Raw genomic sequence first — 21,742 nt, 5'->3', positions numbered from 1 at the left:
CTCAGGTTCCCTCGATCAGCCGATGATATTTGATCAAATTTCCCAAAAGGAAAAATCCGTGCGATGATTTGATCAAATCCCATCATGCAAAATGCCCAGCTTTCCCGAACAGGCTCGTCCGCGCAAGGTTTGCAGCCGCGCTTCGCGCCGTCTTCATCAACCGACTGGAGTCAACCTTGCAAAGCGACCTACGCGACGACCTGCGTGCGGATTTGCGTGAATTCCTGGAACATCACCACATCCATGAAGTGGAATGCGTGATACCGGACATGACGGGCGTTGCGCGCGGCAAGATCGTGCCGAAGAACCTGTTTCTCTCGGAAGGCAAGATGCACATGTCGAACGCGCTCCTGATGATCACCGTCAACGGCGAGTTCGCGGATTTCGAGCGCTTTGTCGGGCCGAGCGATCCTGACATGGTCTGCATCCCCGATCCCAACTCGGTACGGCTGGTCCCGTGGGCCCTCGAGCAGGTCGCGGTAGTGATCCACGATTGTGTCGGACTCGACGGCAAGCCGATCGCCATTTCGCCGCGCGCGGTGTTGCGCCGTGTGCTGAAGCTCTATGAGGAGAAAGGCTGGCGTTCCGTGGTCGCGCCGGAGATGGAGTTCTACCTGATCGCGCAGAACAAGAATCCGCATGAACCGCTGCGCCCGCCGCTCGGCCGCGCGGGGCGCAGCGAAGCCGGCCGCCAGTCGTTTTCGATCGATGCGGTCAACGAATTCGATCCGTTCTTCCAGGACCTGTCGCGTTTCTGCGAGATGACGCATCTCGGCGTCGAAACGCTCGTGCATGAAGTCGGCGCGGGGCAGATGGAAATCAATTTTTCTCACGGCGACGCGCTCGATCTCGCCGACCGTGTGTTTCTGTTCAAGCGCGCGGTGCGTGAAACCGCCTACCGTCATGGCATTTTCGCGACTTTCATGGCCAAGCCGATGGAGCACGAACCTGGCAGCGCGATGCATATTCATCAGAGCATTGTCGATCACACAACCGGCGAGAACATCTTTTCACTGCCAGACGGGACGGCGAGCCCGCTGTTTTTCAACTATATCGGCGGCTTGCAGAAGTACATGCCGAAAGCCATGCCGATGTTTGCCCCCTACGTGAATTCCTACCGGCGTCTGTCACGCTTCACTGCCGCGCCGATCAATGTGCGCTGGGGTTACGACAACCGCACCTGCGGCATCCGCGTGCCGAATTCCGGGCCGGACGGACGGCGGCTCGAAAACCGCGTGCCGGGTGTCGACGTCAATCCGTATCTGGCGATGGCGGCCACCCTCGCCTGCGGTTATCTCGGCATGGTGGAGCAACAGGAAGCGTCGGCGCCGATGGTCGAAAGCGCCTACGACCTCGAATACGAACTGCCGCGCGGTCTGGAAGATGCGCTCAAGGCGCTCCTGAAATGCACCGAACTCGCGGATGTGCTCGGCGACAAGTTCGTGCAAGCCTATTGCGCAGTAAAGGAAAAAGAGTTCGAGACCTTCTCGCAAGGCATTACCGCGTGGGAACGCGAGCACCTGCAACTGCTCGTCTGAGCGCGAGCGGCTTATGGAAACATCATTGGAGAAGTAGGATTTGAATACCCGCCACGGCATCAACTGGGAGCGTGCGCAAGCGCTCGTCGAACGCGAACGCCGCGCGTTTACCGAGGCCATGCCGAAGTCGCGCGCGCTATCTGAACGCGCCGCGCGCCACCTGTTGTTCGGCGTGCCGCTGCACTGGATGAACGACTGGTCGACGCCCTTCTCGCTCTACGTCGATCAGGCGCGCGGCGCCTCGTTCACCGACGTGGACGGTCATCGCTACGCGGACTTCTGCCTCGGCGACACGGGCGCGATGTTCGGCCACTCGCCCGCCCCGGTAGCCCGCGCGCTGGCTGACCAGGCTGAGCGCGGCTTGACGACCATGTTGCCGGGCGAGGATGCCGCATGGGTCGGCGAAGAACTCGCGCGCCGTTTCGGGCTGCCCTACTGGCAGTTCGCGATGACGGCAAGCGACGCCAACCGCTTTGCGTTGCGCTGGGCGCGCGCGGCGACCGGACGCCGGCAGATCGTGATCTTCAACGGCTGCTATCACGGCACTGTGGATGACGTGTTCGTCGATCTCGTCGACGGCAAGCCGCAGCAGCGCGACAGCCTGATCGGCCAGGTGCACGACCTGCTCGAGACCACGCGCGTAATCGAATTCAACGACCTCGCGGCGCTGGAAAACGCCCTGAAAGATGGCGACGTCGCCTGTGTGCTGGCCGAACCGGCGATGACCAACATCGGCATGGTGCTGCCCGAACCGGACTACTGGCGGCAAGCGCAAGCGCTCATGCGCCGCTACGGCACGCTACTCGCCATCGACGAAACCCACACCATCAGTTGCGGGCCAGGTGGTTACTCGACGGCGTACGGCCTCGAACCCGATCTGTTCATCCTCGGCAAGCCGGTGGGCGGCGGCTTTCCCTGCGCGGTGTACGGTTTCAGCGCCGAGCTGGCGGCCCGCGCGCAGCACGCCAAACGCAGCGCACCGCCTGGCCACTCCGGTATCGGCACCACCCTCACGGCGAACATGCTGGCGATGAGCGCGATCCGCGCAACGCTCGCCGAGGTGATGACCGAGGCCGCCTACGATCACATGTTCGTGCTCGCCGAGCGGATCGAGGCCGGCCTGAAGAGCGCGATCGAGCGTCATGGCCTCGCGTGGTGCGTGACGCGCGTCGGCGCCCGCACCGAATTCCAGTTCACGCCGACACCGCCGCGCAACGGCGCCGAAGCCGGCCGCCAGCTCGACCCGGATCTGGAACATATCGTGCACCTGTACCTGCTCAATCGCGGCGTGCTGATCACGCCGTTTCACAACATGATCCTGGTGTGTCCCGATACGTCTGCGGCCGACGTCGACAAACTGGTTTCCACGTTCGACGCCTGCCTTGCCGAACTGACCTGAGCGTTTTCGGCTCGAGGTTGATCGAGCGCGGCCCGCGCTAAACTGTCGGCCTTTTGCAGCCTTCTCGCAGCATTTTTGGCAGCCTTTTGGGGCCCCAGCACTGAACTTTATGAAAACTTCGCGCCATCACACGCTGCAGGACCAGACCTACGAAACGCTGCGGCAATGGCTGACGATCGGGCGCTTCGTGCCGGGCGAGCGCATCAAGATCCGTCACGTGGCGGCCGAACTCGGCGTCGGCGAAATGCCGGTGCGCTCCGCCTTGCAGCGCCTCGCGGCCGAATCGGCGCTGGTGAACGTGCCTAATTGCGGCGTGACCGTGCCGCGTCTGTCGAAAGAACAATTCGACGATGTGCTTCGCGTGCGCCTGATTCTCGAAGGCCAGGCCGCCGAACTGGGTGTCCCACATCTCAGCGCGCACGATCTGGGCACGCTGGACAAGCTGAACCAGGAGATGGTGCGGGCCCTGCGGACTGTCGACGCCAAGGGCTATCTCGATGCCAACGAGGCGTTCCATCTGATTCTGTACCGGGCAGCGGGCTCGCCGCTTTTGCTTGAATTGATCGAAACGGTGTGGCTGCAGGTCGGGCCGATTTCGAATCTGTTGTTCGGCGACGCGCAGTTTGCCGGCACGCTTAACGACGCCCACGACGAGCTGCTAAACGCCGCGAAAGCGCGTGACGCGGCCGGCGTGCGGCGCGCGATCGAGCATGATCTGAGCCACGCGGCGAGTTGTTTGCGCGCGCAGTGTCGTTAAGGGTCGAGCTAGACCCAGGCTTGGGGTTCAGTCTCGGGGGCCCATTGGGGTCTCAGGCTTAGCGCATCAGACTTCGGGCGTGCAGGTTTAGACTTCGCGCCTCGAACCGGCATCACGCTTTCAGCGTCGCCTGTTCGAGAATCATGTCGTACAGCGCCTGCGCCGCCGGCGACAACTGAGCAGTCTTGCGCGCCACCAGAACGAGCGTGCGCGAGACCACCGGATGCGTGAGCTCGACGGTACGAACCGTCGGATACGCGCCCTTCTGAATGGCGAGCGCCGGCACCACAGCCGCGCCCACCCCCTGCGCGACCAGCCCGACCGCTGTCGAACTGCGTTGCACTTCATAAAACGAGCGCAGCGCCAGTTCGCTCTTTTCCAAGGCGACATCGAGCAACGCGCGATTACCGCTGACCTCGCCAGCAAAGATCAGCGGATACGGTTGCAGTTGCGGCCACGCGATGCGCCGCCGTTTCGCCAGAGGATGATCCTCATGGCAAATCAGCACGTAGCGGTCTTCCGTCAACGGCACGCTGGCGAGATCCGGATGATGATCGCCGGCGATATTGATGCCGAACTCCACCTCCCGGCGCAGCACCGCCTCCTCCACCGCGGACGACGCGTGATCGAGAATCTTGATGCGGTTATGCGGATAACGCGCGGCATACGCCTGCAGAATGCGCGGCAGATACTGCACGCCCACCGTCGGCACACAAGCGATCGACACGTCGCCGCGACGGGCCACACCCGTCTCGCGAATCTCCACCAGCGCATCGGCAAGCTCGCCCAGCAAACGGCGCGCTTGAGGCAGAAAACTACGCCCTATCTCCGTCAGCGCCATGGAACGGGTAGTCCGCTCGATCAGCGTGACGCCGAGAAACGTCTCGAGCTTACGCAAGCGTTGCGTAATGGCCGTTTGCGTGACGTGCAGTGAATCGGCAGCGCCTTGAAAGCTGCCGCGATCCGCAATCGCCACAAACGCCTGGACACCGAGCGTGTCGATTTTCATTAGAAAAATGAAGGAATTGGAATGATAAATTCATTTTACTCCGCCTTCATCACCGCACAAAATGAGCGGGTTGGATCGGTTTGACACCGCACGCAGTGAGCGGATGTCGGCAAACACGGCCCAGCGGCCAGCATAAAGGAGCGAGAGATGACTTCGTCGACGAACTGGGTTGCAAAGCAGTACGTGATGTTCGAAAGCGAGCGCACGCGTCCGGTCAGGGATCTGCTGGCGGCAGTCCCAGCAACGGATGTGCGGGTGGCGGTGGACATCGGCTGCGGCCCGGGCAATTCCACCGAAGCGCTGGCGGCCCGCCTGCCCGGCGCGGCGGTCAGCGGACTGGACAGTTCCGCCGACATGATCGCGGCGGCTCGCAAACGCCTGCCGCAATTCCAGTTCGAGGTGAGCGACATTGCGACATGGGATGCGCCAGGCCCTTACGGCCTGATCCTCGCCAATGCCGTGCTGCAGTGGGTGCCGAATCATGAGCAACTGTTTCCGTCGCTGGTGAAGAAACTGGCGTCAGGTGGCAACCTGGCCGTGCAAATGCCGGACAACCTCGACGAACCCGCGCACCGTCTGCTGCGCGAAATCGCGGCGGACGGCCCCTGGGCCAGCAAACTCAAGGGTGTGGAACGCACCATGCGCTACGGTGCCGACTGGTACTACTCGCTGCTCAACCCGCTGTGCGCGCGGGTCGACGTGTGGCGCACCGTCTACCATCACCCGCTCGCGGGCGGCGCGGATGCGGTGGTCGAATGGTTCAAGGGCAGCGCACTGAGACCGTTTCTGGCCGAACTCGACGACAGTGAGGAAGGCGCCTTCCTGGAGCGCTACCGCGACACGGTCGCGCAGGCTTATCCGGCGCTGCCCGACGGCACCGTGCTGCTGCCGTTCCCGCGGCTGTTTATCGTCGCTACACGCTAGCGGAGGCGGGCGCGGCTGCCGGTTGGCGGTTGCCGCCGTGTGATGTTTGTGGCGTCGGCGTCGCCAGGGCAGTCAGGCATTGCCGCCCGTGAATTCTGCGTGATATTGTGTAACGAAGCGGGGGACGGCCTGCCGTCCTCACCGGAACGCAAATTACAGCAGCGAGCGTCGCCATGAGTGATGTACGCCATCATCTGAGTCCACGGGACCGTTTGGAGCTGTTGTGCTGGCTCACATGCGGCTGCCTTGGCGCTTATTACCTGAACGAGGACTGGCCCGACGCGGCGTTTCACGTGCAGGCCGCCCATAAGTGGCTCGACCATCGGTCGCGGGAGGCAGACTGGCTGAGTATTGCCAGGTTGTCGGCCACCGCACTGGAGATTGCGCAGCGGCACGCGAGGTTTGTCGATGCCGACTGGGCGCGGGATGCGGTTGAGGAGATTCTCGATACTGACGAACTCGACCCTCAAGCGCGGCTGGTGAGGCAGGTGCTGGCGGATTGCCAGAGCGCGCTTGCTGACAAACGCCTGGCAGATTAACGTTTTTTTCTTGCGGCATGTCGCGTGGTTCGCTACGCGGCGTTGGCTCCGTTTATCTGTTTGCCAGCGCCGCGCCAGCAGATTAAAAATTGTGCCGCACACCGACGATCACGGAGAGTTGTTTATCCGAATCCGAATTGACGATATTCGGAATCTGCGCCAGATTCTCCGTCTGCCCGGCCGCCGGATTGATCCCCAGTCCGGCGCCGGACGATTTCTGCCCAATCGCCACCGCATAGACCGCCGTCCGCTTCGACAAGCTGTATACCGCGCCGAGGTTGATCTGATGCACGCGTGTTGAAGCACTGTCACTCGGTTTCGCGTCGTTGAAAATATACGCGAAGCCAAGCTGCAAATCGGGCGCGAGCATATAGGTCGTATTCAACTCGACAATGTCGAACGAAATATCGGCCCCGGCAGGGCTCGCCGCACTCGCGAAATACTGGCTCTGCGACAGACGCGTATGCGTATAGCTCACTGCCACGCTCGCCTTACCGAACGCATACGAGCCCCCTGCTCCGAAAATTCTCACCTTGCTCGCCTGCTGCAGCAGACAATACGACGCATCGGCATTCGAGCAACTGAAGTCGCCGATATACCCAGCAGTCCCGCCTAAGGCCGCCTGCAACGGCTGATTCAACTCCAGATAACCCGCGCTCAGCGACAACGGACCCTGTGCGTAATTCGCCGCCAACGCCCAGCCCTTGTTCTGCGAAAAATTCCCCGCCACGCCACCCAGGCTGAACAACCCGCCGACGGTCAAACCACCGAAGCTCGGGCTGATGTACTTGATCGAGTTGTTGAAGTTGAATGCTTCGTTGAGGTTGTCGACGTCGCCGAAATGCGAGCCGTACAGCGTCGCCCAGTTATTGCTCGACGCATACGCACCCATGTAGTCGGAGAACGGATCGTATTGACGACCGAACGTCAGCGCGCCGTACGTGCCGTTGTTCAAACCGACCCAGGCGTTGCGGTTGAACAGCGTGTTCGATTGCAACATCGCGCCGTTGCCGATCAGAAAGCTGTTCTCCAACGTGAAGTTCACGGTGGTGCCGCCACCGATATCCTCAGTGCCCATCAAGCCCCAACGCGACGGCACCAGATTGCCGCCCGCCAGTTGATAGTTCGCGTGACCGTTGGTGCTGCCGTCGGCGAGCGTCGTCTGCTGGTTGGTCGTGTAGACGACACCCGCGTCGACCGTGCCATAGAGCGTTACCGAAGATTGCGCATGCGCGCCCATCGCGAGGCCGCACGCGGCCAGCGCAAGCGCCGAGCGCTTGACGAATTTGTCTGCCATATTTTTTTGCCGGAAGTTGAGTGGTGAAATCAGCAAGAACGAACGGGACGAACCGGACGAACGACACCGTTCCGCCGCCGTTCGAAAATGAACGGCAGCAGTCGATCGTTAGAACGTGACGAGAAGGCGCGCGCTGAGTATCCTGCGCGCCGTTCGATTACTGCCCGAAGCGCGCGTAGATATCCGGCCGTTTCTTACGCAGAATAAGACCGACCACGACGCCGAAGAGCGCCACCGCGAATACGATCCAGGGGAAAGACCTGACGATTGGGCTATCGGAGCCGCTGAGCGCATCGAGATTGCGCACCAGAATCACACCGATATACAGCAGGCCGATGCCACCCACCAGGGGCGCGACAAACGAGTGCCATACGCGCGTGTCCTTGCGCGTCTTGCGGAAGAACGCGATGACGGAGAAACTCGTCACCGCTTGCAGCATCACGATGCCGATCGTGCCGAGCGCCGAACTCCAGCTGAATACGATGTTGAACGCATCGCTGCCTGCCGCGATGAAGAGCCCGAGAAGAACGCACACGGAGAGTGTCTGCAGATAGCTCGCCACATACGGCGAACGGTATTTTTCGTGCACCCGATTGAGCGCTTGCGGCAGGATGCCCTCCAGGCTCAGCGCGTGGATATAGCGCACCAGCGTGTTATGAAACGACAACAGACTCGCGAAGATACTGCTGAGCAACAGGAAGCTCATCACGGTCGTTACCGCCCCGCCCAGATACTTGCCGGATTGAATAAACCAAAAATCGCCGGGCTGCTTCGTCGCGACCGCGACCACATCGTTCAGTCCGTACGCGCAAACAATTGTCCACGTGACGAAAGCGAAGAACACGAGAATCAGCATCACTGAGACATACGTCGCGCGGGGCACCGTCACCTTCGGGTCCCGGCATTCCTTGCCGTAAATCGCCGTCGCTTCGAAGCCGATAAATGACGCAAAGGCGAACATCACCGCAATGCCGAGGTGGCCGCTAAACACATGTTCCGGCGTGAACGGCGCGAGCGTGAGGCCGTTCGGGCCGCCGCCATGCACGACGATGGCAATGGCGAGCAGCAGCAGAATGCCCAGTTCGAGACACATCAGCACGCCGAGCAGCCGGCTATTCAGATCGATACCGCGGATGCCGGTGAATTGCACCACCGCCACGCAGAGCAGCGAATAGCCGTACCAGGGCATTGCCGTGTGCAGGAGCGGAGAAAGAATCACCGTGCAGAAAAATCCAAACAACCCATACAACGCGATCTGGATGAACGTGTACGACATCAGCGCGACGAGTGCGCCGGCCATGCCCAACGGCCGTCCGAGTCCGGCGGTGATGTACGCGTAAAACGCGCCGGCGCGCACCACGTGCCGGCTCATCGACGCAAAACCCACGCTGAAAATCAGCAGCACGACACCGGCAATCACGAACGCGCCTGGAATGCCCGCACCATTGCCCAGGCTGATCGCAGGAGGCACCGCACCGAGCATGCCGGTAAGAGGCGCTGCCGCTGAAATCACGAGAAACACGATCTGCCACAAGCCCAGCGTATTGCCCTTCAATTCCACAGGGTTCTCCGCGTCGATCAGACGGATCGGAGAGTAGGGTTCATTCATCGCTGCCTCTATTTTGTTGGCTAGTCTGGAACTCGCCTAAACCCTGGTCATGCTGGTGAAGGCGCTCGGTTGACCGACGTTCGATGTCTCGGTGTGAGCGCATGGTAGGTAGCTAAAAAATAAAGGGACTTCGCTAACTGCGCCAAATTTTCGATAATTTGCGCCAATGCTTGTGAGCGCGCCAAAACGTGATAGTCCGCTCCAAATAGTTAGGAAACTGAAGTTTTTGTATGACGATCTCGTTCTGCTTTCAGCAGTGAAAGCGTTTGCGACACCGACGCCTTTCATTGTTTTTTCCAGTTGCGCGTGGCGCGCCACAACACGGTTGCGTCGGCATAACCCACAGCACGAGCGATCGCCGCGTTGGTCAGCCCGTCGCGTTCGAGCAGCCCTTCCACGCTGCGCTGCCGCTCTTCGCGCACGATCTGCCGCACGGAAGTCCCCGCCTCGGTCAGGTGCCGTTGCAACGAGCGATGCGAGAGACCGAGATCTTTCGCGATGTCGGCGACGATCAGTTTTTCATGCGCGAGCCGCCGCGTCACCAGATCGCGCACCTGCTCGACGATGCTGTGCGGCACCGCATCGCGTGCAATCAGATCGGTGGCATGGCGCTCCATCATGCGCGCCATTTGCGTGTCGGCGCTCTTGAGCGGCGCATCGAGATCCAGCGGACGCAGAATCACACCATTGAAAGGCTGCTGAAAGCGAACGGGTGCGCGGAAATTGCGCGCATACGGTTTGAGATCGGCGGGAGCGGCATGTTCGAAATGCAGTTCGACTGGATTCCACGCCGCGCCCCGCACCAGCCGGATCATATTGCACATCGTCGACAGGCTGTATTCCGCGTCTTGCCGGCGCGGCCAGATCTGCGGATTGGCGATCTGATAGGTCCAGACCGGCCATTCGCCATCGCGCAGCAACTCACAGGCCGTGGCGTTCTGCCACGACGCGAGTGCGAGCGTGAACTTGCGCATCGCCGCGTTCAAAGTTGGCGACGATAGAAACACGAGACCCGCCGGCCCAAGCTCCGTCAATTGCAATTCGCTGCCCAGACGCAAGCCGAGCGACGATTCACCGAGTACTTCAGCCGCGCGCTCGAATGCCGCCACATAACGCGTGAGCGGCAGGATTTCATACGGATTCGACAGGAGCTTGCGGCTCATGCCGAACTCCTCCAGCAGCGCGTCGCAATGGGCGCCTGACGCATCGAGTGCGCGCACAACCGGTCCCATGACCGCCGCGCGGATCATCGGAAAACTGCCATTGAGCGTGACTTTTTTCATGCTGAGCGTCTCCTCTCAAGTCTTCGCTGATGTACTGCGGGTCATTCCTCTTGGCGCACTTTATCGTTCATTTGGCGCGATAGGCAAGCGCGAAAATAATATTGGGTTCCTACGATTTGCCATCGACTCAGCGTTCGCCGCGCTTTACCGAGCCACGCGGGCACGCAGTCCGGTCCAGCACATTTCTTACGGAAATCTTATGAACACGAATGCCACGAAAGCCGCCCACGCCCCAGTTCACCCGCTCGATCCGCTGAGTCCGGACGAAATGCAGCTCGCCTGCGATCTCGTGAAGGCCGCCGAAGAACTCGACGCGCACGTACGCTTTCCGATGGTCGAATTGCGCGAGCCGCCGAAGGCTGAAGTAGTTGCATTCAAGACTGGCGAATATTTTTCGCGTACGGCGTTCGTCATGGCAATCGACCGCACGAATGGGACGACCACCGAATTCAACGTGGACCTGAGAGAGAAAAGAATCGCCTCACGCAACGTGTTGCCGTTCGATCAGGCGCCTTACGGCCAGCCGCCGATCATGATCGAAGACTTCATGAATGCCGAGCAGATCGTCAAGAGCGACGACGCATGGCGCGTTGCGATCATGAAGCGCGGCTTGACCGAGAAGGAACTCGAGCGCGTCCAGGTCGATCCGTTTTCCGCCGGCTGCTTCGACCGCGAGAACGAGAATGGCCGACGCCTCGTCCGTTGCGTGAGCTACTACCGTGAGACCGTGACCGATAACGGCTACGCACATCCAATCGAGGGCGTAGTCGCAGTGGTCGATCTGCTCGAGAAGAAAGTAATCGAACTGGTGGACGACGGTCGCATCATTCCGATTCCGCGAGCGAAGCACAACTACGACACGCCGAGTCTCGGCAAGCCGCGCGACACGCTCAAGCCGCTGTCGATCAGCCAACCCGAGGGCCCGAGCTTCAAGATCGACGGCTGGCATGTGAGCTGGCAGAACTGGAACTTCCGGGTCGGCTTCACACCGCGCGAAGGGCTGGTGTTGCATCAACTGTCGTGTGACGACGGCAAGAATGCGCGGCCGATCATCTACCGCGCAAGCGTGACGGAGATGTGCGTGCCCTACTCCGACCCGAGCACGAATCATTACTGGAAGAGTGCGTTCGATGCCGGCGAATACGGCCTGGGCAAACTGGCAAATCAACTTGAACTCGGTTGCGATTGCCTTGGCACGATCCGCTATTTCGACATTCCCTCCGCCGACGATTTCGGCAATGCGTTCCTGATGAAGAACGCCGTCTGCATGCACGAAGAGGACTACGGCACCCTGTGGAAGCACTACGAGTTTCGCACCGGCGTTTTCGAAATGCGCCGCTCTCGACGCCTCGTGATCTCCTTCTTCGCGACGGTCGGCAACTACGACTACGGTTTCTACTGGTACATGTATCAGGACGGCACGATTCAACTCGAATGCAAGCTGACCGGCATCGTGCAAACGTCGGCGGTGGCGGACGGCGACACGTATCCGTGGGGCGGCATGATCACCGAGAACCTCGGCGGCCCCACCCACCAGCACTTTTTCAATGCACGGATGCACATGATGGTGGACGGTGAGCGCAACACCGTGACCGAACACGAGTTCGTCCCGCGTCCGATGGGCGAAACGAATCCGTACGGCAACGTATTCGACACCACCAAGCGCGTGTTCAAGACCGAGAGCGAAGCTGCGCGTCTCGCGAACGGCCGCACGGGACGTTACTGGAAGGTGACCAACCCGAACGTGAAGAACGCTGTTGGTGCGAATCCTGGCTACAAGCTGATTGTGAACGACTCGCCGCTGATGCTCGCTGACGAGCGCTCGAAGGTCCGCCAACGCGGCGGCTTTGCCACGCGTCACGTGTGGGTCACACCGTTCGATCCGGCTGAGCGCTACGCGAGCGGCGACTATCCGAACCAGCACGCGGGCGGTGACGGCTTGCCGCGCTACATCGAGGCGAACCGTAACATCGAGAATGAAGACATCGTCTTGTGGCACAGCTTCGGTCACACACACGTCTGCAAACCCGAGGACTTCCCGGTGATGCCGGTGGAATACGCCGGCTTCATGCTCAAGCCGAACAACTTCTTCTCTGCCAACCCGACGATGGACTTACCGTCCGAGCGTGATCAAAACAGCGTTGAAGACGGTAAGTCCGCGGATCATGGCTGCTGCAAACGCTGATCCGACGCCGCGCGACGCACGGGCTGAGGTTGCGGGCGTAGCCGACGCGGCACGCGTACAGCCCACGATTGCGGTGGGCCCGGCATGCGGGCTGATTGCAAGCGTGGGTGGTCCGGCACGTGGGCTGAATGCGAGCGTAGGTGACACGCCACGTCGGCTGATCGCGAGTGTGGGCGGCGCGGCACGCGTGTTGATTGCGAGCATGGACCGCACGGCCTGTGTGCTGACTACGAGCATGGGCGGCGCGGCCTGTGTGCTGCTCGTGAGCGGCGCCGCGACATTGGTGACGCAAGCTGGCCTCGGCCAGCGAGCCAATGCGCTGTTGATGAGCGCGCTAGCGTTGGCAACGATGACGATCGTGCCGCTGTTGATGTCTCGCCTATCTAGGCGGCACACCACGCTTGCGACGGCGGTGACGCTAATCGTCACGATGAGTGCGATGGGCGTCGTACCGGCGTATGTCGGCGGGTTGGAGCACCGCATCGCGACAGCCGCGTTGGCTATCGCCTTGGGTGGCGTATTGCTGTTTTACGGGTTGCACCTCGCTAGCGAGAAGGCCTCGCCACCTGCAACGGCATCATCACCTGAACACTCCGATCGAAACACCTACTCAAACCAAAATGCGCACGATTCCACTACGACCATCCACTCGACTGGCGCGGCGGCGCTGCTCGCATTGTTTGCGGGCTTATCGAGCGGAAGTCTCGCGCGTTTCCAGCTCTATGCGATTTGCGGCATGAGTGGTGCGCCGCCGATGTGGCAGATCGCGCTTTCGCTGGGTGCTGTTTGCGCGCTGGCGTTGATCGCCGACCGATCTGGCAACAACAACCGAATGTTAATTGTGCTGTACGTGCTGCGAGCGGCGTTAATTGGAGCACTTGCGGCCGTAGACAGTCTGATTCTTGCCCTGCTCACAGCAAAGATGTTTCTGGTTCTCGACTGCGTGACGATTCCATCGCTCATGAAATGGCGGGGCGAATCGCGCAGCGCAATACGCGCGGGCTGCCCGGGCGCGGCCCACCACATTGGGATGGTACTGGGAGCAACGTTATCGACGACGCCCTACTTCTTCGGCGACGGATTCATGGTGCTGTATGTACTAAGTGCGATCGCGACCCTGATATGTGCGTACACATTAGCAACCAGTTGGCTTGAGAGAAAACCGTTCCGTGGGCAAGAAAATCGTGCCCGCCGCCGGGCAAACCCTTCCGACGCGCACGAAGTGCAAGACGGGAAGCATGACTCCTTTGTCACTCAGTGTTGAACGTGCGAGGATTCAGATTCCAGATGCACCACTACCGCGACTGCGCGGGGGCCCCGCTTATGAGCTGGCGGTGTGAACCGCTTTCTTTGCTTATCTTTCTTTGCGGCGGCAAAGAAAGTAAGTGCCGCCCCGCACAGGGGCAACCCTAGTAGAGCACTAAGAAAACAAGAAAAGGCCAACGCCGTAGGCAAACAGACGAACAGACAAACAGGCCAGCAGCCCAGCAGCAACAACCAAACATCACCGCCAACTCACCCCAACGGAGACGAAGCAAAATGCCCGAACAGAAAAATCCAGCGCAGCTACCCACCACCATGTTCATCAACGGCGAAAGAACCCCCAGCGCCGCAGGTAAAACCTTCCCGATCTACAACCCGGCCACCGGCCAAGAACTAGCCCAACTTCCAGACGCATCAGAAACCGACATTGACCACGCGGTCAAAACCTCAAAAGCAGCCTTTGAGTCAGACACTTGGCGCAGAATGCCGCCCGCCGCCCGCGAACGCCTGCTGCTAAAACTCGCCGACCTGGTAGAGCAACACACCGACGAACTAGCCACGCTAGAAACCCTGAACCAGGGAAAACTAATAGCCTTCTCCAAGATGCTGGAAGTCTCAGGCAGCGTCCAATGGCTCCGCTACATGGCCGGCTGGGCCACCAAAATCGAGGGCACGACTTTCGACCTATCGATCCCCTTCCCGCCCGGCACCCGCTACAACGCCTCAACAAAACGCGTCCCGGCGGGCGTCGTCGCCGCAATCGTCCCGTGGAATTTCCCGCTGTTGATGGCGGTCTGGAAAATCGCCCCGGCACTCGCATGCGGCTGCACTGTCGTGCTAAAACCGGCGGAAGAAACGCCCTTAACAGCAATCCGTCTGGCCGAACTGGCACACGAAGCCGGCTTCCCACCGGGCGTGTTCAACGTCGTCACAGGTCGTGGAGAGACCGCGGGCGCCGCGCTGGTAAGGCACCCCTTGGTGAACAAAGTCACCTTCACAGGATCGACCGAAGTGGGCCGCATCATCGGCCGCCAATGTGCTGACGATCTGAAACGCGCGTCGCTGGAACTGGGCGGCAAGAGCCCGGTGATCGTGCTAGACGATTGCGATCCGAAGAAAGCGATTGAAGGCGCGGCAGGCGCGATTTTCTTCAATCATGGGCAGGTCTGTACCGCGGGTTCCCGCCTGTACGTGGCGCGTTCGATTTACGACGAAGTGGTGCAAGGCATCGCCGCCGTGGCCGATGGAATCGCATTGGGTTCCGGTTTCGATGCCGCGACGCAGATGGGACCCATGGTTTCCGCCCGGCATCGCGATAAGGTTATGGGAATGATCGCGCAAGGCCGGCAGGAAGGCGGCGAGATCCTGTCGCGCGATGCGGCTGTCGATGCGGAGGGTTTCTTTGTCCGGCCGACGGTCATTGCCAATCGCGCGTGCAAGCCGCTTTCCGTGGTCAGGGAGGAAGTGTTCGGACCGGTACTGGTGGCAATGCCTTATGACGATATCGATGAGGTGTTGACGCAGGCCAACGCATCGGAGTACGGTCTTGGCGCGAGTGTCTGGACGAATCAGCTCGACAAGGCGTTGAGGCTGGTTGACGGCATCGAAGCCGGAACCGTTTGGGTCAACACGCACAATATGGTTGATCCGGCGATGCCGTTCGGCGGGTTCAAGGCGTCCGGGATCGGGCGGGAGCATGGGAAGGCCATTATCGATGCTTATACCGAGAGTAAGTCGGTTTGTATTGCTTATTGATTGGGGTTTTTTGCCTGCGCGGCGCTCGTTTTTCTGTTTGCCTGCGGCGTTGGCCTTTCCTTGTGTTCTTAATGGTCTATTAGCGTTGCCCCTGTGCGGGGCGGCACCTACTTCTCTTTGCCACAAAGAGAAGTAGGCAAGAGAAAGCGGCTCAAACCGCTAACTCTTAAGTCGGTCCCCCGCACAGCCGCGGCAGTGGTGCATCTGGAATCGGTGCTCTCGCACATTCGACGCTAGTGACAAAGCAGTCATACTTCCGGCGGCGCTGCGCGCGCCGACGCGGTAGTTCGTCAAACCATACGCTGCGCGTTCGCACTAGCGTTTTGCCGAGGCGAAGCCGATGACCACACCACACAGAATGAAGCGCTGGTTCGCCGGCAAACCCTTCCGGCGAGCACGCAGTGCGAGGCGGGAAGTATGAGCGCCTTGTCACTGACGGCAAATGTGCGAGGGCACAGATTCCAGATGCTCCACTGCCCCCTCCAAGCCAGGAGGCCCGCTTATGTGCTAGCGGTGTGAGCCGCTTTCTTTGCTTATCTTTCTTTGCGGCGGCAAAGAAAGTAAGTGCCGCCCCGCACAGGGACAACGCTAATAAACCAATAACAAATCAAGAAAAAGCCAACGCCGCAGGCAAACAGAAACAAGCGCCGCGCAGGCAAACAACTCCATGAAAAGCCAACCCCATAGGCAAACAAGTAAAATACCCAGCACCCGCGCCGCCGCGCAAAAGCCCCCCGAGCCCAATCTTGAAACGCAAAATGCCCGCGCTGAACGCGCTAAAAGCCTTCGAAGTCGCTGGCCGCACGGGCAGCTTCACCCGCGCAGCGGAACTACTGAACGTGACGCAAAGCGCGGTCAGCCGGCAAGTCCGCCAACTGGAAGCGCAACTCGGCGAGACGTTGCTCCTGCGTCACCATCACCACCTCGAACTCTCGGCCGCCGGCCGCATGCTCCTGCAAGCACTGCAGCAATCATTCGACCGGATTGAGCTCACGGTCCGCAGCCTGCAGGAGAAAACCCACCGCAACCGTCTACGTATCAACGCGCCACCCACCTTCACGAGCCGCTGGCTGATGCCGCGTCTTGGACGTCTGCGTGACGCACATCCGCATCTCGAACTCAGCCTGTCGACCCGCGTCGACGACAACCTCGCCGAATCAGGTGTACTCGACTGTGCCATCCGCTTCGGTAATGGCGAGTGGGAAGGCGTCGACAACCTGCTGCTGATGAACGAGCGGCATATCGCCGTCTGTGCACCCGCGTTGCTCGCGCGCCAGACCAGTCGTGCGGCCATCGATCTGAATCAGTTCACGCTGCTGCACGTGCTCGCGAGCGCCGATCAGCGTTATCTGACCTGGCAGCATTGGTTGAAAGCCGCCGGCATTGAAAACGTCGACACCCGCGGCGGCTACGAATTCGATCTGCTCGATCACGCGATCCAGGCCGCTATCGACGGGCTCGGCGTGACCATTGCCGATCGTCACATGATCGGGCGTGAGCTGGCTGAGGGGCAGCTGGTACAGGTGCTCAATGTGCACGTCGACGGCCACCAGTCGTATTGGCTCGTTACGCGCGCAGAGCAGGACGAGCTCCCACACGTCGCGCTATTCCGCGACTGGTTGCAGCAGGAAATCTGGCTGACTGAACGTGCACTCGATTCGTCGGAGTCGGCACAGTCGGGCGCAGTCGATTGATGCGAGTGAAATTCGTCTGAATGCGGGCGCCCAGGCGACTCCGGTCCATTTGAGCCACACCGATGCGGTCTTACATGACGCAAAAAAACGCGCCGATGGCATTGCATCGGCGCGTTTATTCTCTACACCGCCAACGGTGACTTCTCACCGCTCAGGCAGCAGCAACCAACTCCACCGCCTCACGGTTAAAAGCAGCGTCGATGGCGGCGTCCTCGAGAATCATCTCGGCCCCCTTCTCCGCCACCATCATCGTCGGCGCATTGATGTTGCCCGATGTGATGTTCGGGAAGATCGACGCGTCGATTACGCGTAGACCGGCAATTCCATGCACCCGCAAACGCGCGTCGACCACCGAGGTGCGCGAGTCATCGCCCATCGCGCACGAGCCGCACAGATGGTAGATCGAACCCGACTGCTCGCGGAAATACTGCAGGAACCCTTCACGCGTATTCACCTGCGGTCCCGGAGAGATTTCCTCGACCGTGATCTCTTTCAATGCCGGCGATGCCATCACTTTGCGCACCAGCTCGCAGCCCTGGATCACCTCGTCGATGTCCTTCTCCGTGGTCAGCGCGTTGATGCGGATTTTCGCGGCGTCTTCCGCACGGTTCGATGCGATCTCAATCGATCCGCGACTGGTCGGCCGGCACGGGTTGAATGCCAGCAGAAAGCCCGAGTACGGCTCGGGTTCGAGATTTGCCTTATTGCTCTTCGGAATCCGGTACGACAGCGGATTGAAGTACAACTGCAGATTCGGTTGCGTTTCCTGATCGTTGCCCTTGAAGAACCCGCCCGACTGGTTCACGCTCATCGCGAGCGGCCCCTTGCGCGTGAACAGATACTGCAGACCCAGCTTGAGCTTGCCAAGAAGTGGACGCATCTCGTCGTTCAGCGTCTTCACGTTCGCGCGATAGTAAAAACTCACGCACAGATGGTCTTGCAGATTCTGCCCCACCGCGGGCAGTTCCTTGACCATCGCGATGCGATGCTTCGCCAGCAATGCGCTATCGCCTACGCCCGAGAGTTGCAGCAGCTTGGGCGAATCGACCGCGCCCGCCGACAGGATCACCTCGCGGTTCACCATGAACTGCCGCGTCGCGCCATTCTGCGTCACGCTCACGCCAATTGCCCGCTGGTTGCCGTCAAATAGCACGCGGCTTGCCAGCACGTCACGCTCGACCGTCAGGTTCTTGCGCGTCAGCACCGGATGCAGGTATTCGAAGCTGCTCGACGAACGTTGCCCGTTGCGCGTATTCACGTCGTAGATGCCCGCGCCTTCGAATCGCGCGCCGTTGAAGTCGTCGCTGCGCTTGTAGCCGGCCTGGTCGCATCCTTTCAGGAACACGTGACAGATCGGATGGACGGCATCCTTCATCGGCGAGATACGGATCGGGCCGTCCGCGCCGTGATACTCGGTGTTGCCAAGCGGATGCGATTCGAGCTTGCGGAAATACGGCAGCACGTCACGAAACGCCCAGCCCTTGTTCCCCGCCGTGGCCCAGTCGTCAAAATCGTGCGGCTGGCCGCGCACGTAAATCATCGCGTTGATCGACCCGGAGCCGCCCTGCACTTTGCCGCGTGGGCAATAGATCGGCCGATTGTCGAGTTCCTTTTCGGGCTCGCTGTAGTACATCCAGTTGTAGGTTTCGTTGTAGTACGTCTTGGTGAAACCCACCGGGATCTTGAACCAGAACGAGCTGTCGTTGCCACCCGCTTCGAGCAGCAGCACCGAATGGTGACCCGACGCCGAAAGGCGATTGGCGAGAATGCAGCCTGCCGAACCCGCGCCGACGATAATGTAATCGTAGTTCATGCTCTATGTCGCCAAACGGCGCTCAATCCATTGAATGCGAAAAACAGGTTAAAACCCGCAGGTTGAAACCCGCGGCTCGAAACCCACAGGTCGAAACCCACAGGTTCAACTCAGCAGGTTCAACCTTTGGCCGGCGCGAGATCTTTCACGTCAGCGGGTTGTGCCGCCATTTGCAGATGCAGACGCTCGCCGGTGTACGGCGTGTGCTGTCTGACGACATCCATGTTCAACTCCACGCCCAAGCCCGGTTCCTGCGATGGAATGATGTAGCCGTCTTCCCATTGAATCGGCTTCTTCAACACCGCTGCATGGAAACCGTCCCACGTGCCGATGCTTTCCTGAATCAGGAAATTCGGCGTGCAGGTTGCAAGCTGAATGCTGGCAGCCGCGCCAATCGGCCCGTTGTACAGATGCGGTGCGATCTGCGCGTAATACACCTCGGCGATCGACGCGACTTTCTTCGCTTCGAGCAAGCCGCCCACACGCGCCACATTCAATTGCAGGATCGACGCCGCACCCGCTTCAAGCAGCTTGAAAAATTCATACTTGGTGGTCAGGCGCTCGCCCGCGGCGATCGGAATACTCGTGTGCTGCGCGACTTGCGCCATCGCGCCTTCCTGCCCCGGCGGCACCGGTTCTTCGAACCACAGCGGATCGTATTTCTCGAGGCGTTTGGCAAGCCTGATCGCCGACGAGGGCACCATCTGCCCATGCGTGCCGAACAGCAGATCGGCCTTGCTGCCGACCGCTTCGCGCACGCGGCGGCAGAAAGTCTCGCAACGGTCGAGTACTTCCATCGACAGTTGATGACCCGAGTAAGCCGTGTACGGCCCGGCCGGATCGAACTTCACCGCGGTGAAACCACGCTTCACGTTTTCAACGGCGCATTCGGCAGCAAGATCGGGATCGTCGTAGTCGTATTCGCCGCGGCTGTTCTTCGGATAGAGATACGTGTACGAGCGCAGACGCTGGTTCACCATGCCACCGAGCAGTTCGTACACCGGCTTGTTCGCCGCCTTGCCGATGATGTCCCAGCACGCCATTTCCAGCCCGCTGACCACGCCCATCATCGTCAGATCGGGACGTTGCGTGAAGCCGCTCGAATACGCTTCGCGCCAGAGCCGTTCGATATGGTGCGGATCTTTATCGAGCAGATAGCGGCCGAATACATCGTCGATGATGTGAGTCATCGCCTTCGGATGAAACGTCGCCGAATAGATTTCGCCGACGCCTTCAATCCCGCAATCGGTCTTGAGCTTGACGAAGATCCAGTACATGCCGCCCACGTGCGGCGGCGGTACGGCGACGATATGCGTTTCGAGCGAGACGACTTTCATTTACGCAACCCCTTTCCTGTTAAGCATGGTTCTCAGCGCAAGGGCGGCAAAACCGCCGAGCGCCGCCATTCCGGCCACATAGCCGAAGTAAAGCTGGTAACCAAAGACGCCCGGGAAGTTCTGCGTCAGATAGCCGTTGATCAACGGCAGGAACACGTCGGGCGAATAACCGAGTACGGAGATCAGGCCAATTGCGAGACCCATCGTTTCGACCGGAATATTGCAGCGATCCAGCAGCGACCAGTACAGACCGCGGATCGCGTAAGTCAGAATCCCGATGAAGAGCACGAGGAACACCAGCAGCACGTGGCTCGAGATACGCGGCGCCGCCATCAGACCCAGCAGCGACAGCGCGGCGAGAAAGAGCGCGATCACCAGCACCGAGACCTTGGAATAACGGTCGCCGAGAAAACCACCGCCGATGCCGCCGATCGGCCGCATCCACAGCTTGAGCGTGGTAATCGTGCCGGCCATCACCACCGTCAACCCGATCTCACCTTCATGCAAATACGCTGAGAAGCTGTACGTCGCCCAGAACACCTGATAGCCGCAGAACACAATCGCTGCGACCAGCCACAACTCGGGAATCGACGCGAGCGTTTTCAGATCGACCAGCACGTTGCTGCGTTTCTTCGCGGCACGGTTGGCGGCGGCATCTTGAGTGCCTTGCGGGTCTTTGACCAGGGCAAGCACCACGCCAAGTGCAATGCAGATAAACGCATACATGTAGACGACCAGCTTGAAGCCAGCCGCAACCGGTTCGCCTTTGGTCTGAGTGAACCATGCAAACAGCGTGATCGCGATGGTCGCGAGCATGGCTTCGATCAAACCGCGTCCGCCGTCGAGCAAACCGAAGAAGCGGCCCTGCTCGTGCGTGCCGGCGATCATCGCCACGCGCTTGATAACCGCGGCCCAGAACGTCAAACCGGTCGACAGGCCCCAGCCGCCGAAGATCAGCATCAGCACCTGGAAAGACGGCGCGGTCGAATACCACAGGCCGAGCACGCCGGTTGCGATCAAGGAGAAGCAGATCAACAGGCGCGGTGCGATCCGGTCGGCGAGCCAGCCGCTCGGCAAGTAACTCAGCAGAAAGATCGTGCCGAGCGACGAATACAGATAGCCGAGTTGACTATCGGTGATGTGGAACACTTCGAGCATCGTCGGCTGATAAACCTGCCGCAGATACAGAATCGGGTAAATCGCGCCGGCCGCCAGCACCAGCAACATGAGCTGGACGTAGCGTTGAGCTTTGCTGTTTTGCAGCGCGGCTTCTGCTTCGCTTGAGGCGAGCGAAGCGGTGGTTTCAACGGATTGAGATGACACGGGAACGCTCCTGAGAG

The 21,742-nt window shown here is 60.4% G+C and carries 16 protein-coding genes; 9 read left to right on the top strand and 7 right to left on the bottom strand.

The window, feature by feature from the left end:
- Positions 1 to 200 precede the first annotated feature (200 nt).
- The 3 genes from PQQ96_RS04585 to PQQ96_RS04575 all read left to right on the top strand — a co-directional run bounded on the left by PQQ96_RS04585 (position 201) and on the right by PQQ96_RS04575 (position 3,694).
- On the top strand, positions 201 to 1,538 hold the full coding sequence (locus tag PQQ96_RS04585; RefSeq protein ID WP_408289388.1) for a glutamine synthetase family protein: 1,338 nt from the start codon (positions 201 to 203) through the stop codon (positions 1,536 to 1,538).
- A 40-nt stretch (positions 1,539 to 1,578) separates the two neighbouring features.
- The gene (locus PQQ96_RS04580) at positions 1,579 to 2,937 is read left to right on the top strand and encodes an aspartate aminotransferase family protein (protein WP_408289345.1); all 1,359 of its coding nucleotides are present in this window, start codon (positions 1,579 to 1,581) and stop codon (positions 2,935 to 2,937) included.
- A gap of 109 nt (positions 2,938 to 3,046) precedes the next feature.
- Entirely contained in the window at positions 3,047 to 3,694 is a 648-nt protein-coding gene (locus tag PQQ96_RS04575) for a GntR family transcriptional regulator (protein ID WP_408289342.1), read from the top strand.
- 112 nt (positions 3,695 to 3,806) lie between these two features.
- Here the strand turns inward: PQQ96_RS04575 and PQQ96_RS04570 are convergent, their stop codons facing one another.
- The gene (locus PQQ96_RS04570; protein ID WP_408289339.1) at positions 3,807 to 4,703 is read right to left on the bottom strand and encodes a LysR family transcriptional regulator; all 897 of its coding nucleotides are present in this window, start codon (positions 4,701 to 4,703) and stop codon (positions 3,807 to 3,809) included.
- A gap of 147 nt (positions 4,704 to 4,850) precedes the next feature.
- Between PQQ96_RS04570 and tam the strand changes: the two genes are divergently transcribed.
- Both tam and PQQ96_RS04560 read left to right on the top strand, forming a co-directional pair.
- Positions 4,851 to 5,627, top strand: coding sequence for a trans-aconitate 2-methyltransferase (gene tam, locus PQQ96_RS04565; RefSeq protein WP_408289336.1), 777 nt, complete (start codon positions 4,851 to 4,853; stop codon positions 5,625 to 5,627).
- Positions 5,628 to 5,800: 173 nt separating this feature from the next.
- Positions 5,801 to 6,166, top strand: a complete 366-nt coding sequence (locus PQQ96_RS04560; protein ID WP_408289334.1) for a hypothetical protein — start codon at positions 5,801 to 5,803, stop codon at positions 6,164 to 6,166.
- Positions 6,167 to 6,248: 82 nt separating this feature from the next.
- On the opposite strand, the gene PQQ96_RS04555 is transcribed toward PQQ96_RS04560, so the two are convergent.
- From PQQ96_RS04555 to PQQ96_RS04545, 3 genes are all read right to left on the bottom strand, one after another.
- On the bottom strand, positions 6,249 to 7,463 hold the full coding sequence (locus PQQ96_RS04555; protein ID WP_408289331.1) for a porin: 1,215 nt from the start codon (positions 7,461 to 7,463) through the stop codon (positions 6,249 to 6,251).
- Between the two features lie 157 nt (positions 7,464 to 7,620).
- Positions 7,621 to 9,072, bottom strand: coding sequence for an APC family permease (locus tag PQQ96_RS04550; RefSeq protein WP_408289328.1), 1,452 nt, complete (start codon positions 9,070 to 9,072; stop codon positions 7,621 to 7,623).
- Positions 9,073 to 9,356: 284 nt separating this feature from the next.
- Complete coding sequence (locus tag PQQ96_RS04545; RefSeq protein ID WP_408289325.1) at positions 9,357 to 10,355, bottom strand: AraC family transcriptional regulator; 999 nt, start codon at positions 10,353 to 10,355, stop codon at positions 9,357 to 9,359.
- A gap of 199 nt (positions 10,356 to 10,554) precedes the next feature.
- Here PQQ96_RS04545 and PQQ96_RS04540 point away from each other — a divergent pair, with 199 nt between their 5' ends.
- From PQQ96_RS04540 to PQQ96_RS04525, 4 genes are all read left to right on the top strand, one after another.
- Positions 10,555 to 12,540, top strand: coding sequence for a primary-amine oxidase (locus PQQ96_RS04540; RefSeq protein WP_408289323.1), 1,986 nt, complete (start codon positions 10,555 to 10,557; stop codon positions 12,538 to 12,540).
- A gap of 202 nt (positions 12,541 to 12,742) precedes the next feature.
- Entirely contained in the window at positions 12,743 to 13,804 is a 1,062-nt protein-coding gene (locus PQQ96_RS04535; RefSeq protein WP_408289320.1) for a hypothetical protein, read from the top strand.
- Between the two features lie 275 nt (positions 13,805 to 14,079).
- Positions 14,080 to 15,558, top strand: coding sequence for a phenylacetaldehyde dehydrogenase StyD (styD, locus tag PQQ96_RS04530; RefSeq protein ID WP_408289317.1), 1,479 nt, complete (start codon positions 14,080 to 14,082; stop codon positions 15,556 to 15,558).
- 758 nt (positions 15,559 to 16,316) lie between these two features.
- Entirely contained in the window at positions 16,317 to 17,252 is a 936-nt protein-coding gene (locus PQQ96_RS04525) for a LysR substrate-binding domain-containing protein (RefSeq protein ID WP_408289385.1), read from the top strand.
- A gap of 151 nt (positions 17,253 to 17,403) precedes the next feature.
- Here the strand turns inward: PQQ96_RS04525 and PQQ96_RS04520 are convergent, their stop codons facing one another.
- The 3 genes from PQQ96_RS04520 to PQQ96_RS04510 form a co-directional block, all read right to left on the bottom strand.
- A complete protein-coding gene (locus PQQ96_RS04520; protein WP_408289314.1) occupies positions 17,404 to 19,065 on the bottom strand; it encodes a GMC family oxidoreductase in 1,662 nt (553 codons plus the stop codon).
- 119 nt (positions 19,066 to 19,184) lie between these two features.
- A complete protein-coding gene (locus PQQ96_RS04515; RefSeq protein ID WP_408289311.1) occupies positions 19,185 to 20,402 on the bottom strand; it encodes a mandelate racemase/muconate lactonizing enzyme family protein in 1,218 nt (405 codons plus the stop codon).
- Positions 20,403 to 21,725, bottom strand: coding sequence for an MFS transporter (locus tag PQQ96_RS04510; protein WP_408289309.1), 1,323 nt, complete (start codon positions 21,723 to 21,725; stop codon positions 20,403 to 20,405).
- Positions 21,726 to 21,742 lie beyond the last annotated feature (17 nt).

This window comes from Paraburkholderia sediminicola (genome assembly GCF_046027825.1).
In the GTDB taxonomy this organism is placed as follows: domain Bacteria; phylum Pseudomonadota; class Gammaproteobacteria; order Burkholderiales; family Burkholderiaceae; genus Paraburkholderia; species Paraburkholderia sediminicola_D.
This window is presented reverse-complemented; position numbering and strand designations above follow the sequence as displayed.

Excerpts from the sequence above, each read along its gene's own strand:
- PQQ96_RS04545 (WP_408289325.1), bottom strand. The coding sequence starts at position 10,355 with ATGAAAAAAGTCACGCTCAATGGCAGTTTTCCGATGATCCGCGCGGCG.
- PQQ96_RS04535 (WP_408289320.1), top strand. The coding sequence starts at position 12,743 with ATGGACCGCACGGCCTGTGTGCTGACTACGAGCATGGGCGGCGCGGCC.
- PQQ96_RS04540 (WP_408289323.1), top strand. The coding sequence starts at position 10,555 with ATGAACACGAATGCCACGAAAGCCGCCCACGCCCCAGTTCACCCGCTC.
- PQQ96_RS04575 (WP_408289342.1), top strand. The coding sequence starts at position 3,047 with ATGAAAACTTCGCGCCATCACACGCTGCAGGACCAGACCTACGAAACG.
- PQQ96_RS04560 (WP_408289334.1), top strand. The coding sequence starts at position 5,801 with ATGAGTGATGTACGCCATCATCTGAGTCCACGGGACCGTTTGGAGCTG.
- tam (WP_408289336.1), top strand. The coding sequence starts at position 4,851 with ATGACTTCGTCGACGAACTGGGTTGCAAAGCAGTACGTGATGTTCGAA.
- PQQ96_RS04515 (WP_408289311.1), bottom strand. The coding sequence starts at position 20,402 with ATGAAAGTCGTCTCGCTCGAAACGCATATCGTCGCCGTACCGCCGCCG.
- PQQ96_RS04550 (WP_408289328.1), bottom strand. The coding sequence starts at position 9,072 with ATGAATGAACCCTACTCTCCGATCCGTCTGATCGACGCGGAGAACCCT.
- PQQ96_RS04555 (WP_408289331.1), bottom strand. The coding sequence starts at position 7,463 with ATGGCAGACAAATTCGTCAAGCGCTCGGCGCTTGCGCTGGCCGCGTGC.
- PQQ96_RS04520 (WP_408289314.1), bottom strand. The coding sequence starts at position 19,065 with ATGAACTACGATTACATTATCGTCGGCGCGGGTTCGGCAGGCTGCATT.
- styD (WP_408289317.1), top strand. The coding sequence starts at position 14,080 with ATGCCCGAACAGAAAAATCCAGCGCAGCTACCCACCACCATGTTCATC.
- PQQ96_RS04570 (WP_408289339.1), bottom strand. The coding sequence starts at position 4,703 with ATGAAAATCGACACGCTCGGTGTCCAGGCGTTTGTGGCGATTGCGGAT.
- PQQ96_RS04525 (WP_408289385.1), top strand. The coding sequence starts at position 16,317 with ATGCCCGCGCTGAACGCGCTAAAAGCCTTCGAAGTCGCTGGCCGCACG.